Annotated in this window: 13 protein-coding genes; 7 read left to right on the top strand and 6 right to left on the bottom strand. The window is 72.9% G+C overall.

The window, feature by feature from the left end; all coding sequences use genetic code 11:
- Positions 1 to 38: 38 nt before the first annotated feature.
- Both PKE99_RS30285 and PKE99_RS30280 read right to left on the bottom strand, forming a co-directional pair.
- Positions 39 to 1247, bottom strand: coding sequence for a DUF445 domain-containing protein (locus PKE99_RS30285; protein WP_081924606.1), 1209 nt, complete (start codon positions 1245 to 1247; stop codon positions 39 to 41).
- 241 nt (positions 1248 to 1488) lie between these two features.
- Entirely contained in the window at positions 1489 to 1992 is a 504-nt protein-coding gene (locus tag PKE99_RS30280) for a hypothetical protein (protein WP_156067993.1), read from the bottom strand.
- Positions 1993 to 2277: 285 nt separating this feature from the next.
- Here PKE99_RS30280 and PKE99_RS30275 point away from each other — a divergent pair, with 285 nt between their 5' ends.
- The gene (locus PKE99_RS30275) at positions 2278 to 3195 is read left to right on the top strand and encodes an NAD-dependent epimerase/dehydratase family protein (protein ID WP_037051429.1); all 918 of its coding nucleotides are present in this window, start codon (positions 2278 to 2280) and stop codon (positions 3193 to 3195) included.
- Positions 3196 to 3285: 90 nt separating this feature from the next.
- Here the strand turns inward: PKE99_RS30275 and PKE99_RS30270 are convergent, their stop codons facing one another.
- Positions 3286 to 3489, bottom strand: a complete 204-nt coding sequence (locus tag PKE99_RS30270) for a cold-shock protein (RefSeq protein WP_037051431.1) — start codon at positions 3487 to 3489, stop codon at positions 3286 to 3288.
- A gap of 503 nt (positions 3490 to 3992) precedes the next feature.
- Here PKE99_RS30270 and PKE99_RS30265 point away from each other — a divergent pair.
- Together PKE99_RS30265 and PKE99_RS30260 are read left to right on the top strand one after the other, a co-directional pair.
- Positions 3993 to 4856 carry an acyl-CoA desaturase gene (locus PKE99_RS30265; RefSeq protein ID WP_425566408.1) on the top strand — a complete coding sequence of 288 codons (864 nt, stop codon included), beginning with the start codon at positions 3993 to 3995 and terminating at the stop codon, positions 4854 to 4856.
- A gap of 300 nt (positions 4857 to 5156) precedes the next feature.
- Entirely contained in the window at positions 5157 to 6266 is a 1110-nt protein-coding gene (locus tag PKE99_RS30260; RefSeq protein WP_037051434.1) for a hypothetical protein, read from the top strand.
- Positions 6267 to 7208: 942 nt separating this feature from the next.
- Here the strand turns inward: PKE99_RS30260 and mftR are convergent.
- A complete protein-coding gene (gene mftR, locus PKE99_RS30255) occupies positions 7209 to 7832 on the bottom strand; it encodes a mycofactocin system transcriptional regulator MftR (protein WP_271214943.1) in 624 nt (207 codons plus the stop codon).
- 175 nt (positions 7833 to 8007) lie between these two features.
- Between mftR and PKE99_RS30250 the strand changes: the two genes are divergently transcribed.
- The 3 genes from PKE99_RS30250 to PKE99_RS30240 all read left to right on the top strand — a co-directional run bounded on the left by PKE99_RS30250 (position 8008) and on the right by PKE99_RS30240 (position 10980).
- On the top strand, positions 8008 to 8832 hold the full coding sequence (locus PKE99_RS30250) for a mycofactocin-coupled SDR family oxidoreductase (protein ID WP_037051436.1): 825 nt from the start codon (positions 8008 to 8010) through the stop codon (positions 8830 to 8832).
- Positions 8829 to 9665 carry a mycofactocin-coupled SDR family oxidoreductase gene (locus PKE99_RS30245; RefSeq protein WP_037051437.1) on the top strand — a complete coding sequence of 279 codons (837 nt, stop codon included), beginning with the start codon at positions 8829 to 8831 and terminating at the stop codon, positions 9663 to 9665. Before PKE99_RS30250 ends, PKE99_RS30245 begins: the two co-directional genes overlap by 4 nt.
- Positions 9666 to 9960: 295 nt before the next feature.
- Positions 9961 to 10980, top strand: a complete 1020-nt coding sequence (locus PKE99_RS30240; RefSeq protein ID WP_051738067.1) for a sigma-70 family RNA polymerase sigma factor — start codon at positions 9961 to 9963, stop codon at positions 10978 to 10980.
- Between the two features lie 128 nt (positions 10981 to 11108).
- Here the strand turns inward: PKE99_RS30240 and PKE99_RS30235 are convergent, their stop codons facing one another.
- Positions 11109 to 11450 carry a hypothetical protein gene (locus tag PKE99_RS30235; RefSeq protein ID WP_037051439.1) on the bottom strand — a complete coding sequence of 114 codons (342 nt, stop codon included), beginning with the start codon at positions 11448 to 11450 and terminating at the stop codon, positions 11109 to 11111.
- Between the two features lie 386 nt (positions 11451 to 11836).
- Here PKE99_RS30235 and PKE99_RS30230 point away from each other — a divergent pair, with 386 nt between their 5' ends.
- Entirely contained in the window at positions 11837 to 13315 is a 1479-nt protein-coding gene (locus PKE99_RS30230) for a glycosyltransferase family 39 protein (protein ID WP_037051440.1), read from the top strand.
- Here PKE99_RS30230 and PKE99_RS30225 read toward each other — a convergent pair whose 3' ends face one another.
- Entirely contained in the window at positions 13316 to 13843 is a 528-nt protein-coding gene (locus PKE99_RS30225; protein ID WP_063739858.1) for a hypothetical protein, read from the bottom strand. It lies immediately after the preceding gene.
- Positions 13844 to 13865 lie beyond the last annotated feature (22 nt).

Below are 13865 nucleotides of genomic sequence, written 5' to 3'. Positions count from 1 at the left end.
GGCGATGGTCGCCATAGCGACCATCGCCACTCACGACCTCAGAAGACCAGCTGGGACACGGTGTAGATCACCAGGCCGGCCAGGGCACCGACGACCGTGCCGTTGATCCGGATGAACTGCAGGTCGCGGCCGACCTGCAGCTCGATCTTGCGGGAGGTCTCCTCCGCGTCCCAGCGCGCGACCGTGTCGGTGATCAGCGTGGTGATCTCGCGCCGGTAGTGCCGCACCACGTAGCCCGCGGCGTCGGCGAGCCAACCGTCGAGGCGGGCCCGCAGCTCGGCGTCGCCGGACAGCCGGGCGCCGAGCGAGACCAGCCCGTCGCGCACCCGGGCCCGCAGCTCGCTCGACGGGTCCTCCGCGGCGTCGAGGATCATGCCCTTGACCACGCCCCAGGCCTGCCCGATGAACTTCTGGACGTCCGGGTGGTCGACGATCTGCTGCTTGACCTGCTCCGCCCGCGCGATCGTCTTCGGGTCGCTCTGCAGGTCCCGGGCGAACTCGGCGAGGAAGCGGTCGATGGCGTGCCGCAGCGGGTGCTCCGGGTCGGTCTTGACCGCCCACGCGTAGCCCTGGACCTCGTTGAACAGCTTGTCCGCGACGAGGTCGTCGACGAACCGCGGCGTCCACATGGGGGCGCGGTCGTGCACGACCCGCAGCACCATCTCCTGGTTGGCGGTGACCCAGTCGTAGGCGCGGTCGCACACGAGGTCGACCAGGTGACGGTGGGCGCCGTCGACGAGGATCCCCTCGAGGATCTTGCCGAGCGGCGGCCCGACCTCCTTCTCCAGCAGCTTGCGGACCAGGACCTGCTCGATGAGGTCCTGGACGACGTCGTCGCGCAGCACGGTGACCAGGCCGCGGGCCGCGGTGGCCAGCTCGGCGGTGATCCGCTCGGCGTGCTGCCGCTGCCCGATCCAGCTGCCGACCCGGTACGACACCTCGACGCGGCCGAGCTTCTCCCGCACCACGTCCTCGGACAGGAAGTTCTCGCCGACGAAGTCGCCGAGGCTGTCGCCGATCGTGTCCTTCTTGCGCGGGATGATCGCGGTGTGCGGGATCGGCAGCCCGAGCGGCCGCTTGAACAGGGCCGTGACCGCGAACCAGTCCGCCAGCGCGCCGACCATGCCCGCCTCGGCGGCGGCCCGGACGTACCCGGCCCAGGCCTGCGCCTGGTGCAGCTCCAGGTAGCGCATCACGAAGAACACCACCGTGGCGCCGAGCAGGAAGCCGGTGGCGACGAGCTTCATCTTCCGCAGGTCGCGGCGCTTCTGCTCCTCGGCCTCCGGGCCGAGGCCCAGCCCGGCCGGGATGCTGCTGCCGCCAGCGGGCCGCGACGGCGCGGTGGCGAGGGCACGGTCGGAACTCACGGGTTCATAGTGCCCGTCGGCGGAACGGCGCGCGGGCCCGAACCTGAGAAATGGCAGCCCGAGATGGCGACGGCCGGGCCCGACGGTGGTCCGTCGGACCCGGCCGGGTCCTGGGGAGCGGCTAGCTCGCGCGGCCGACGGTCTCCGGCTGCCGCACCACGGCCGACCGCAGCCGCACGGCGGCCTGGACGGCGTCGACGATCACGGCGGCGTCGGGCACCTCGTAGCCGGTGAAGGAGGGGCGCACCCGCCACTGGACCCAGCCGTCGGGCCGTTCGGTGGGCGGGGCGAGCACCCCGATGCCGTCCGTGTGGAGCACGACGTCCGTGTGCAGGGACAGCTCCGCGGGCAGCTGGTGGTTCGGGGTCATCGGGAACCACCACGTGTCGTGCGGCGTCGCGGCGACCGGGACGACCATCCCGCGGTCACGCAGCGTGGCGCACACCTGCCGGCCGAGCTCGGCGGGCACCTCGATCACGTCGAGCACCGTGCCCGTGTCGAGCAGGACGTCCGCGCCCGGGCCCGGCACCAGCGGCCACCCGTGCTCGACGTACTCGACGGCGGCCGCCCGCAGCTCCGCGCCGTAGACGGCCCGGTAGCTGTCCCACCACGACATCCGGCTCATCTCCTCTTCCGTACCGATCACCCGTGACCCGGCGCGCCCTTCCGGGCGTCGCTCACATCACATGCAACACCATCGGCGGGCACCGGGTTCGTGTTAGCCGGTCGCTCGCGGTGACCGCACGTGACGCAGAGGTGAGTGGCGGACGCCACCGACGACCGGTCCGTCACCCACCGGTGGTCGGCGGCCCACCGGTCGCCGGCCGGGGATCGGCGGCTACTCCGTTCGAGGTTGCGACCGATCGGCGCACGGGCACACGGCGAACGGCCCTACGGCGATGATGGGGCCATGCTGCTCGTCACCGGTGCCACCGGATTCCTCGGAAGCACGCTCGTCGCCCTGCTGGCCCGGCGCGGCCGGCCGGTCCGGGCGCTCGTGCGCGACCCCGCCCGGGCCGCCACCCTGCTGCCCGAGGGCGTCCCGACGGCCGTCGGGCGGCTCGGCGACCCCGGCTCGCTCGACGCCGCGCTGAAGGGCGTCGACGCGGTCCTGCACCTCGCCGGGGTCGTCGGCGGCACGGCCGAGGAGATCCGGGCCGTGAACGTCGACGGGACCCGGGCCGTGCTGGAGGCGATGCGCCGGGCCGGGGTGCGCCGGCTCGTGCACGTGAGCAGCAGCGCGGCCGTGATGGACGCGTCGGGGCTGGTGGGCGAGCGGCCGTCGGGCCCGCCGGTCCTCACCGACCCCTACTCGCGGACCAAGGCCGAGGCCGACGCGCTCGTGCTCGGCGCGGAGGGGATCGACGCGTCGATCGTGGTGCCGGTCAGCATCTACGGGCCCAGCCCGGCCGGGCCGCAGAGCTACAACGGGCTGTTGCGGTTCCTGGCGCGTGGGGAGATCACCGAGGTCGTCGACGCCCCGATCGGCTGGGTGCTGGCGGAGGACGCCGCGGAGGGCGTGCTGCTCGCCCTGGACCGGGGCGAGCCGGGGCGGCGGTACGTGGTGTGCGGCGAGGTCGCGCCGTTCGGTCGGGTGCTGAACGGTGCCGCCGAGATGCTCGGGACCCCGCACCGGGTCCGGACGCTCCCGCCGGGCTCCGAGCTCGGGCCCGACGCGTCGACCTTCGCCCGCCGTTCGGAGGTCTACGGCAGGTTCCCGCCGGTCCACGTCGACGACGCGGGCGCCCGCGCGCTGGGCTTCGCGCCGCGCGGGATCGACGAGGGCCTGGCGCTGACCTGCGCGTGGCTGCGGGGCCTCGAGGACTGACGGCACCGCGGCCCGGGGACACCGTGGCCTGAGAACGCCGCTGCCGGCGACCCCGAGAGGATCGCCGGCAGCAGAAGACTCAGATGCCGCTCAGAGCGGGGTGACCGAGTCGGCCTGCGGGCCCTTGGCGCCCTGGCTGGCCTCGAAGGAGACGCGCTGGTTCTCCTCGAGGGTCCGGAAGCCGTTGCTCTGGATGGCCGAGTAGTGGACGAAGACGTCCGGCCCGTTGTCGTCGGTGGCGATGAAGCCGAAGCCCTTCTCGGCGTTGAACCACTTGACGGTGCCCTGCGGCATAGCTTTTTTCTCCCACACACTGAACGGATCCGGCCGACATGTCGACGGCCGGAGGTTGCGCGGAGACCGACGGTGGGAGAGGACAGGTCCCCCGACCACACGTGCGGAGCTCGCTGTCACACGTTCCACGCACGCTGTCTCAACGATCGAGGAAGACACGACTGCAACCGGGTCGAACGCTACCACGGTCGGACGTGACGCCGGACGCAGATCTCCCGTTCGCCCGACGGACATCTCCGCAACACGGCCTTGTCCGGTTCGTTGCGCTACCGTGACCTACGGCCGCGATCGCGACGGGCCGGCAGGGAAGACACGACAGCACGTCGCGTGGCGGACCTCCGCCGCCGCGACGAGGCCGGAGCCGGTCCTCCCCCGACCGACCCCTCGACGTTGAAGGCGCCCGTATGACCAGCCTCGCCCCCGACCGCCCGCAGAGTCGTGCCGCCGAGCCGGCCACCGAGGGCCGTCGCTCGACCCTCGAACACGTGCTCGTCATCGCGTTCATGATCGTCCCGCTGCTGGCCGTCGCCGCCGCGGTCCCCGTCGCCTGGGGATGGGGACTCGGCTGGGTCGACGTGGCCCTCTTCGTCGTCTTCTACATGGTCAGCGGACTGGGCGTGACGGTCGGTTACCACCGGCACTTCACCCACGGCTCGTTCAAGGCGCGCCGCGGGCTGCGGGTCGCGCTGGCCGTCGCGGGCTCGTTGGCCCTGCAGGGCAGTGTCGTGTCCTGGGTCGCCGACCACCGCCGGCACCACGCCTACTCCGACAAGGAGGGCGACCCGCACTCGCCCTGGCTGTACGGCACCGGGCCGCGCGCGCTGGTCAAGGGGTTCTGGCACTCGCACATGGGCTGGCTGCTCGAGCGCGACAAGACCAACGCCCGCCGCTTCGCGCCGGACCTGCTCGCCGACCCCGCCATCCGGCGCGTCGGCGACAACTTCCTTTGGTTCGCCCTCACCAGCCTGCTGTTGCCGGGGCTGCTCGGCGGACTGCTCACCTGGTCGGTCGGCGGCGCGCTGACAGCGCTGCTGTGGGCCGGTCTCGTGCGGGTGGCGCTGCTGCACCACGTCACCTGGTCGATCAACTCGGTGTGCCACATCTGGGGCGACCGCCCCTTCGCCGCGCGCGACCGGTCGGCCAACGTCTGGTGGCTGGCCCTGCTCTCCTTCGGCGAGTCGTGGCACAACCTCCACCACGCCGACCCCACCTGCGCCCGGCACGGCGCCAAGCGCGGGCAGGTCGACATCTCCGCCCGGCTGATCCGCATCTTCGAGGTGTTCGGGTGGGCACACTCCGTCCGCTGGCCGACCACCCGGCGCCTCGACCGGCTCTCGCGGGGCACCGCCGTCGAGCACGCGGTGTGATCGACCGGGGCAGACCGCTCCACGTTCGGTGACACCGCGCCCGACCGGGTGAGGGTGATCGCAGTCGTACGCCCTCGGGTGACGTCGGGTCGTGCGCGCCCGGGCGCCTCGTCGCCCGCCCGTGCGACGACGGCCGGGTGCGTCACCCGGCCCGGGGTCGCCGGTTCGAGTGGTCAGACTCGGCTGCTCTCACGCAGAGTGAGTGCGGTAATGGTGCTCCCGAGGTGGGGCTCTGGTCAGCCCGCACGGCCCCTTCGCATGATTCGCCCGTCCCGCCGGGTGATCATCAGGAGGCTTGCCGTGCGGAAGAAGATCGCGCTCTCGCTCGTCGCGGTGGCGACCGGCGGCAGCGTCGCCGTCCTCGGAGCGGGGACGGCGTCCGCCGCACCCGTCGCCGACCAGCTGCCCCCGGTCGCCGCGCCGGCCGTACCCGCGTTACCGGCGGTACCGGCGGTACCCGTCGTGCCGGCCGTGCCGGAGACGCCGGTGGGCGGCCTGCTCAACGACGTCCTGCAGGGCCTGCAGGGTCTCCTGCCCGGCCTGCTCGGTGGCGTGGTCCCGCCGGACCCGACGGCCGTCGTCCCCGTGCCGGTGGCCGTCCCGTCCGACGCAGCGACCCTGCCCGTCGCCGCCGACCCGGCTGCCCTCCCGGCGGCGGCCGACCCGGCTGCTCTCTCGGCGGCGGCCGACACGGCTGCCGCTGTCCCGGCGGTGGGCGACCCGGCTGCCGCTGTCCCGGCGGTGGGCGACCCGGCCGCGGCTGACCCGGCGGTGGGCGACCCGGCTGCCGCTGTCCCGGCGGTGGGCGACCCGGCTGCCGCTGTCCCGGCGGTGGGCGACCCGGCCGCGGCGGCTGCGGCGGTGGGTGATCCGGCGGGTGCCGTGCCGACGGTGGGCGACCCAGCGGCCGCTGCCCCGGTCGCCCAGCAGGAGGTCACCGCCGCCGACCCGGCGCAGCTCCCGCCGCTGCCGGCCCCGCCGGCCGTGCCTGACCCGGGAGCCGCTCTCCCCGTCGACCCGGCCCTGCCCGCGGACCCGGCCCTGCCCGCGAACCCGGCCCTGCCCGCGAACCCGGCCCTGCCCGCGAACCCGGCCCTGCCCGCGGACCCGGCTCTGCCCGTCGACCCGGCCCTCCCGGTCGACGCCCCCGCGGTCCCCCCGCTCCCGGCCGACCCCGCGCCCGCGGTCCCCGACCCGGCCCTCCCGCCGATCCCCGACCCCGGCGCCGCGCTGCCGGTCGACCCCGCGCTGCCGGTCGACGCCCCGGCCGTCCCGGCACTGCCCGCCGACCCGGCCCTCCCCGCGGTTCCCGACCCGGCCCTCCCGCCGGCCCCGGACCCCGCGGCCGCCGTGCCCGCCCCGGCACCCGCGGCCCCGGGCGACACCGCCCCCACGGCCCCGGTCGGCTGACCGGACCCCGCACACCTCGTGGCCCGGTCGCCCGGCTCCTCGGCGACCGGGCCGCGTCACGCCCGCCCCCCTGAAGTGGCGCCGACGGGTTGGGTGATCGCCACGAGAGTGCAGTGACGGTCGCCCGACCAGCCCTCACACCCCGCTTGCAACGATCATGAGTGCCGAGGCGCTCTGCTCGCGGCACGCCAGGGCCGCTCGCAGGCCTCGACCGCCGACTTGCCTGTGTGCCGCAACCACACCAGCCGAAATGGTCGCGAGTCCCACCATGATCACCGTTTGCGGTAGATCCCAGCCGCCTGTGGCCGCCGTGCACCGCAACCGACGATCAGCCTCAGGATCACTTCGAGAGTGACACCACGGTCGGACGAGCAGCCATCACGCACCACTCGCCACCGTCATGACGGCCGTGGCGCCCGGCTCGAGGCAAGCCGAGCACTCGCAGGCCTTGGCCCACGGCTTCGTGCCGTAGCCACCGCCCGCCGGAACACGCCGCGAGGCGCACATGATCACCGCTCGCGGTGGATCCGGGCTACCTGCGGCCGATATGTACCACAACCAGCGATCTTCCTCGTGATCGTCACGAGAGTGACGCCACGGTCCCCTGGACAGCCCTCAGTCACCACTCGCGACGATCTCTCGCCTGCTGATCACCGCGAGGGTGACGTTCTGGTCGCCCGAGCCGCATCCACGTCCCACTCGCAATGATCACGAAGGCGACCCGCCCTGGCGCCAGCCCGCGCGACTCGCGGGAGGCGACTGCTCGACTCACACAGCGCGACTCGCGGCGCCACTTCTCCCGACCCGCGGCGCCACTTCTCCCGACCCGCGGCGCCACTTCTCCCGACCCGCGGTGCCACTTCTCCCGACCCGCGGCGCCACTTCTCCCGACCCGCGGTGCCACTTCTCCCGACCCGCGGCGCCACTTCTCCCGACTCGCGGTCAGTTCACGCGGGTGTCGGCGAAGCCGTTCTCCAGGGCGTGCATGACCTCGTCGAGCAGGTCCCTGAGCTCGACGTTCTCGGAGCGGAGCCACTGCTCGTAGGCGGAGAGGGCGGCGCCGAGGCAGACGTGGCCGAGGGTGCGCGGGAGCAGGGCGGTGGCGGGTTGCCCCAGCCGCTCCCCCGCGTAGTCCGCGACCACCCGCCGCCACTCGGCGTACCGCAGCGTGGAGTGGGCCTGCAGCGTCGGCGTCTCGAGGATCAGCCGCAGCCGCTGCCGGTGCCACGGCTGCTCGTCCGCCGGGACGTCGTTGAAGTCGAGGACCGTGGCGCGGATGCCCTCCATGACCGGCACCTCCGCGGGCAGCGCGGCGAAGCGCTCCCGCATGCGGTCGAGCATCTCGTCGAACGCGCCCCACGGCACGTCGTTCTTCGACGCGTAGTAACGGAAGAAGGTGTGCCGGCCGATCCCGGCGGCGTGCGCGACGTCGTCGACCGTCGTGGTGTCGAAGCCGCGCTCGCTGAACAGGTCCAGGGCGATGTGCTCGATCTCCGAGCGACTCGTCACCGGTCGGCGCCCGGCGCGACGCGTGCCCGCCCCGGGATCTTCAGCAACAGCGGACATCGACCCTTCCTCCGCCCGGGGATGCCGGGCTAACGTCGGTGAGACCGGGCTCACGCGGCACCCGTCGTCGAGGTCATCGTACGACCGGGCACGGCGTTACCTGCCCGGTGCAGTGCGGCCGGTCGTCTACCAACCGGTCGACAGCCGACGGCGACGAAGCCGGGAGGAGCAACACGTGGGCAAGTTGGAGGGCAAGGTCGCCCTGGTGACCGGAGCCGCGCGCGGGCAGGGACGCAGCCATGCACTGCGGCTCGCCGAGGAGGGCGCGGACATCATCGCCGTCGACATCTGTGCGCAGGTGGAGACGGTCGCCTACCCCATGTCGTCCAGGGCGGACCTGGACGAGACGGTCGCGGAGGTCGAGAAGCTCGATCGCCGGATCGTGGCCCACGTGGCCGACGTCCGCGACGAGAAGGCGCTGAACGCGGCGGTGGCGGACGGCGTCGCGGCACTGGGCGGCGTCGACATCGTGCTGGCGAACGCCGGCATCGCGTCGATCGGGACGGCCGAGGACGGGAACGAGGCCGCCGTCTTCCGCACCCTGATCGACATCAACCTGACCGGCGTCTGGAACACCGTGCACGCGGCCGCGCCCACCATGATCGAGCAGGGCCGGGGCGGCGCGATCGTGCTGACCAGCTCCACCCAGGGCCTCACCGGCCGGGGTGGCGACGGCAGCGGCGCGATGGACGGGTACTGCGCGGCCAAGCACGGCGTCGTCGGGCTCATGCGGACGTTCTCGCACTGGCTGGCGCCGCACAACATCCGGGTCAACTCCGTGCACCCGACCGGCGTCAACACGCCGATGATCGTGAACCCGGTCGTCGAGAAGTTCCTGGAGGAGTCCGCGGACGTCGGCGACGCCCTCGCGAACCTCATGGACGTCCCGGTGATCGAGGCGCGGGACGTCAGCAACGCCATCGCCTGGCTGGTGTCCGACGAGGGCCGCTACGTCACCGGCACGACCCTGCCCGTCGACGCCGGGTTCGTCGTCCGATGACCGGGCGCGTCGAGGGGAAGGTCGCGTTCGTCACCGGCGCCGCCCGCAACCAGGGCCGCAGCCACGCGCTCCGGCTCGCGCAGGAGGGCGCGGACATCATCGCCGTCGACATCTGCGAGCCGGTGAAGAGCATCGAGATGTACCCGCCGGCCACCGAGGAGGACCTGGCGGAGACCGCGCGGCTGATCGAGGAGCTCGACCGGCGGGTGCTCACCACCAAGGCCGACGTCCGGGACCCGGACGCGCTGCAGGCGGCGGTCGACGCCGGGGTCGCCGAGCTCGGGCGGCTGGACATCGTGTGCGCCAACGCCGGCGTCTTCGAGATCCAGCCGGCGCTCGAGCTCACCGACGCGGCCTGGCGCGAGATGATCGACATCAACCTGACCGGCGTCTGGAACACCTGCCGGGCCGCGCTGCCCCACCTGGTCGACGGCGGCCGCGGCGGCTCGATCGTGATCACCAGCTCCACCGCGGGACTCAAGGGCACGCCGAACACGGTGCACTACACGGCGGCCAAGCACGGCGTCGTCGGGATCATGCGGACGATCGCGAACGAGTTCGCCGCGCACTCCATCCGCTGCAACACGGTGCACCCGACGGGCGTGGACACGGTCATGATCCAGAACGAGAAGACCTGGGGCCTGTTCGACCCGGAGAACCCGAACCCGACCCGGGAGTCCGCCGCCCCGATCTTCGAGTCGACGAACGCGCTGCCGGTGCCGTGGGTCGAGCCGATCGACATCTCCAACGCGATCCTCTTCCTCGCCTCGGACGAGGCCCGCTACATCACGGGGGTGACGCTGCCGGTCGACGCCGGCTACACGGTCAAGTGAGGTCCCCCCGCATCGAGTAGGAGAAGGTGCGGCCCCGGGTCGGGGCACGCCGCTGAGCAGCCGGCGCTCGTGCCCCCACCCGTGGTTTCGCTTCCACGTCGTCACCCGGGGTCCTCGCGAGATCACGGGGAGCGTCGACGACCGTGCCCCGTCGGGGTCCGTCCGGCCGCCGGGCGGTCGGAAACGGACGGGTCGCCGATACGCACCTGATTTTGTCGGGGGGAGCGGGCACACTCACGTGGGTGAGGCCGGACACTCCCACTCCGGCCCGCCGAGCCGAGGGGGGACCCGGGTCATGAGCGCGACGACGACCACGTCGGCCGCGGTGTCGACGCCGCCGGACCGCACGGAGCTGGAGGCGCAGCTCGAGCGCTTCCGCGCCGAGCTGACCGGCTACAGCTACCGCATGCTCGGCTCCTCGTTCGAGGCCGAGGACGCGGTGCAGGAGACGATGATCAGGGCCTGGCGGGCCCTGGACAAGTTCGACGGGCGCTCCTCGCTGCGCTCGTGGGTGTACCGCATCGCCACGAACGTCTGCATCGACGCGCTGAACGGGCGCAAGCGCCGGGCGGTGCCGATGGACTTCGGGGGGCCGTCCGAACCGAGGGCGGAGAACCTGCGCGAGCCGCTGCCGGACGACACGTGGCTCGAGCCGATGCCCGACGCGCGGGTCACCCCGTCCGGGTCGGACCCGGCGGACACCGCCGTGGCCCGGGAGTCGATCCGGCTGGCGTTCGTGGCCGCGCTGCAGCACCTGCCGCCGAAGCAGCGGGTCGTGCTGATCCTGCGCGAGGTGCTGTGCTGGAAGGCGGCCGAGGTGGCCGAGCTGCTCGGCACGTCGGTGGCGTCGGTCAACAGCGCCCTGCAGCGGGCACGGGCCACGCTCGACGACCGCGGGATCGGCGAGGCGGACGAGGCGGCGTCGTCCCCGCCGCCCGAGGAGCACGTGGAGCTGCTCGCCAAGTACGTGGCGGCGTTCGAGAGCTACGACATGCAGGCGCTGGTGGCACTGCTGCACGAGGACGCCGAGCAGAACATGCCCCCGCTCGAGCTCTGGCTCAAGGGCCGGGACGACATCCTCGCCTGGATGCTGGGCCCGGGAGCGGCGTGCCGCGGTTCGCGGATGCTGCCCACCTTCGCCAACGGCGCTCCGGCGTTCGGGCAGTACCGGCTGCACCCGGACGGCGTGCACCGGCCGTGGGGCCTGCAGGTGTTGCGGATCGAGGGCGACCGGATCGCCGGGATCAGCACGTTCCTCGACGCCAAGCTCTTCGAGTTCTTCGGGCTGCCGATGGAGCTGCCGCCCGGTTCCTGAGCCGTTTCCGCGGCGCCGACGAGAAATCTCGGGGCGCGGCGGGAAAGGGGCCGAGAACGCAGGGACGCACCGGACCCGGAAAGCGGGTCCGGTGCGTCATCCCCGGTTGGACGCTGAGCGTCTCGCAATCAGTCCTGGTTGAGGACCGTGGCGTCGCCGGCGTCGCACGAGGTGCTGTTCGGGGCGGCGTCGTTGACGGCCTGGCCGCCCAGGATGCCCAGCACGCTGAGGGCCGCGTCGACGTCCACGCCGCAGACGTTGACGTTCTTGAGGACCTCGGCGTCGTTCAGCGCGTTCACGGCGATGAGGCCGTTGGCGGACGAGCCGCCGTCGCTGATCACACCGACGTTCTTGATGTCCTTGTCGGCCTCGTGGTGGCCGTGGCCCTTCTCACCGGCGAACGCGAGCGGGGACACCGCAACGAGGCTCGCAGCGACGCCGACGGTGACGATCCCAGCCTTCTTCAGCACAGTGCTTCTCCTGTTACGTACGGGGATCCGGTTGATGGACCCATCGTGTTTCAGCGTGTGACTTGGGGAGCCCCGCTGATGACGGAAAAGCTATCCGGCCCCCGACCGAACTACCGAGCCATTTACCACCATCGTGTGTATGGCATTACTTTCGGTAAGGATATTGCTCTCTTCGGGCATGCTCCGGCGCGAATGTCAACCTCATCCCTCCGAAGGCTGTCACTCTTTGCAGTGAATCATGACCCGTTTGGCCGCATATCCTTTGGCCGTGTCACGCTTCGTGACAAGCGCTTCCCGACACGGGGATGAGTGCACCCCGATCGGGCACGGCTTCCGAATCCGAAACGCCGCGCTTCGGCCGGGCGGAGGTGCCTCCGGCGAACGAGATGCAGTCACCGAGTGCGACCGAGGACACAGCCGGGCGCCCGCCCTTCGCCCGAGGCGCCGTACGGGCGATCGCCGCGCTGCTCGTGGTGGTCCTGCTGGTCGCGGCCGGGGGCTACGGCTACCACCGGGACGAGCTCTACTTCCTCGCCGCCGCCCGGCACCCCGCCTGGGGCTACGTGGACCAGGGCCCGCTCACGCCGTTGTTCGCGCGGCTGGCCACGGCGGTGGCCGGGGACTCGCTCGTGGGGCTGCGGGTACTACCTGCCCTGTTCATGGGCCTGCTCGTGGTGGTCACCGCCCTGCTGGCCCGCGAGTTCGGCGGCCACCGGGGCGCCCAGGTCCTGGCGGCCGGTTGCGTCGCGGTCTCGGCGATCGTGCTGCAGACCGGCCACCTGCTCTCGACCACCACGTTCGACCTGCTGGCCTGGGCGGTGGTCGCCTGGCTCGCGGTGCGGGCGTTGCCCACGGGCGGGCCGCGGTGGCTCCTCGTCGGGCTCGCCGCGGGCATCGGGCTGCAGAACAAGGTGCTCGTGGCCCTCCTGCTGTTCGGCCTCCTCGTCGGTCTGGTGGTCGCGGGCCCGCGGCGGCCGCTGCGTGATCCGTGGTTCTGGGGCGCGGGCCTGCTCGCCGTCGCGCTGTGGACCCCGTACCTCGTGTGGCAGGCGCTGCACGGGTGGCCGCAGCTGGCACTGTCGAGGTCGATCGCGGCCGGTGGGTCGACCTCGAGCGAGCCGTGGTGGCTCGTCGTCCCCTTCCAGGTGGTGCTGGTCTCGCCGCTGCTCGTGCCGGTCTGGGTCGCCGGGCTCGTGGCGCTCTGGCGCAGCCGGCGGTACCGGCTCTTCCCCGTCGCCTACGCGGTGCTGGTGGTGCTCGTCATGGCCACCGGCGGCAAGCCGTACTACCTCTGCGGGCTCTACCCCGTGCTGCTGGCCGCGGGCGCGGCGCCGGTCCTGCGCTGGGCGCGGGCCGGGCGCGCGCGGGCCGGCCTGCTCGGCGGTGCCCTCGTGCTGAGTGCGCTGACCAACGTCGTGCTGATGCTGCCCGTCGTCCCGGTCGCCGAGCTGAAGGACACCCCGGTCACGGCGATGGTGGCCGACGTCGGCGAGACGGTGGGATGGCCGGAGCTCACCTCGACGGTCTCCGGGGTGATCGCCGCGCAACCACCCGGGACCGTGGTGCTGACCGGCAACTACGGCGAGGCCGGGGCGGTGCAGCGGTACGCGCCGGGGATCCCGGTGGTCAGCGGGCACAACTCCTACGCGGACTGGGGGCCGCCGCCCGACGACGCCACCACCGCCGTGGCCGTCGGCTACGGGCCCGCGGTCCTGCGGCAGTGGTTCGCCTCGGTGGAGCCGGCCGCGGTGATCGACAACGGCGTGGGCCTCGACAACCAGGAGCAGGGCCGGACGGTGTGGGTGTGCCGGGACCCGGTGGCGAACTGGTCCGCGCTGTGGCCGCGGATCCGGCACGTCGGCTGATCAGGTCTTCCGGACCCGGCCGCGCGGCTTCCACACGGACAGCACCGTGGCCAGGACCAGCAGGGTGATCGACACGCTCGGGGGCATGAACAGCCGCGGGACCTCGCCGACGTCGGGCAGGCCCGCGGCGAGGGCCCGGCCGTGCCTCCCGGCGTCCGCCAGCCCGGGCCCCAGCAGCACCACGATCAGCGTCACGAGCAGCAGGTTCATCACCAGCTTGACCGCCACCCACCAGTGCCGGACCAGCCCCCAGCGCGTGACGAGCCCCAGAGCGGTCCCGCTGACCAGGCTCAGCAGCGCCGTCGTGAGCAGGGGCCAGAACAGCAGCGGCAGCACCTGGTGGCAGACCGCGGTCCACGACGCGTCGAGCATCGGCACGAAGACCAGGACCGCGAGGGCGACGTCGAGCCCGATCCACGCCGCCGTCGCGACGATGTGCACCACGAGCAGGCCCAGGCGAACCCGGCGCGGCACGGGCAGGCGCATCGGGTCGCGCCCGGCGCGCGGGCGGGCGGTCACGGTCGTCATGTCCCCTCCTCGGTGCGGTGTC

The sequence above is a fragment of the Pseudonocardia halophobica genome, from assembly GCF_027922425.1.
Taxonomy (GTDB): Bacteria; Actinomycetota; Actinomycetes; order Mycobacteriales; family Pseudonocardiaceae; genus Pseudonocardia; species Pseudonocardia halophobica.
Note: the sequence above shows the minus strand (reverse complement) of the source record. Positions and strands in the feature narration are given on the sequence as shown.

Coding starts and splice junctions, on each gene's coding strand:
- PKE99_RS30285 (WP_081924606.1), bottom strand. CDS start 1,247: ATGAAGCTCGTCGCCACCGGCTTCCTGCTCGGCGCCACGGTGGTGTTC.
- PKE99_RS30280 (WP_156067993.1), bottom strand. CDS start 1,992: ATGAGCCGGATGTCGTGGTGGGACAGCTACCGGGCCGTCTACGGCGCG.
- PKE99_RS30275 (WP_037051429.1), top strand. CDS start 2,278: ATGCTGCTCGTCACCGGTGCCACCGGATTCCTCGGAAGCACGCTCGTC.
- PKE99_RS30270 (WP_037051431.1), bottom strand. CDS start 3,489: ATGCCGCAGGGCACCGTCAAGTGGTTCAACGCCGAGAAGGGCTTCGGC.
- PKE99_RS30265 (WP_425566408.1), top strand. CDS start 3,993: ATGATCGTCCCGCTGCTGGCCGTCGCCGCCGCGGTCCCCGTCGCCTGG.
- mftR (WP_271214943.1), bottom strand. CDS start 7,832: ATGTCCGCTGTTGCTGAAGATCCCGGGGCGGGCACGCGTCGCGCCGGG.
- PKE99_RS30245 (WP_037051437.1), top strand. CDS start 8,829: ATGACCGGGCGCGTCGAGGGGAAGGTCGCGTTCGTCACCGGCGCCGCC.
- PKE99_RS30240 (WP_051738067.1), top strand. CDS start 9,961: ATGAGCGCGACGACGACCACGTCGGCCGCGGTGTCGACGCCGCCGGAC.
- PKE99_RS30230 (WP_037051440.1), top strand. CDS start 11,837: ATGCAGTCACCGAGTGCGACCGAGGACACAGCCGGGCGCCCGCCCTTC.
- PKE99_RS30225 (WP_063739858.1), bottom strand. CDS start 13,843: ATGACGACCGTGACCGCCCGCCCGCGCGCCGGGCGCGACCCGATGCGC.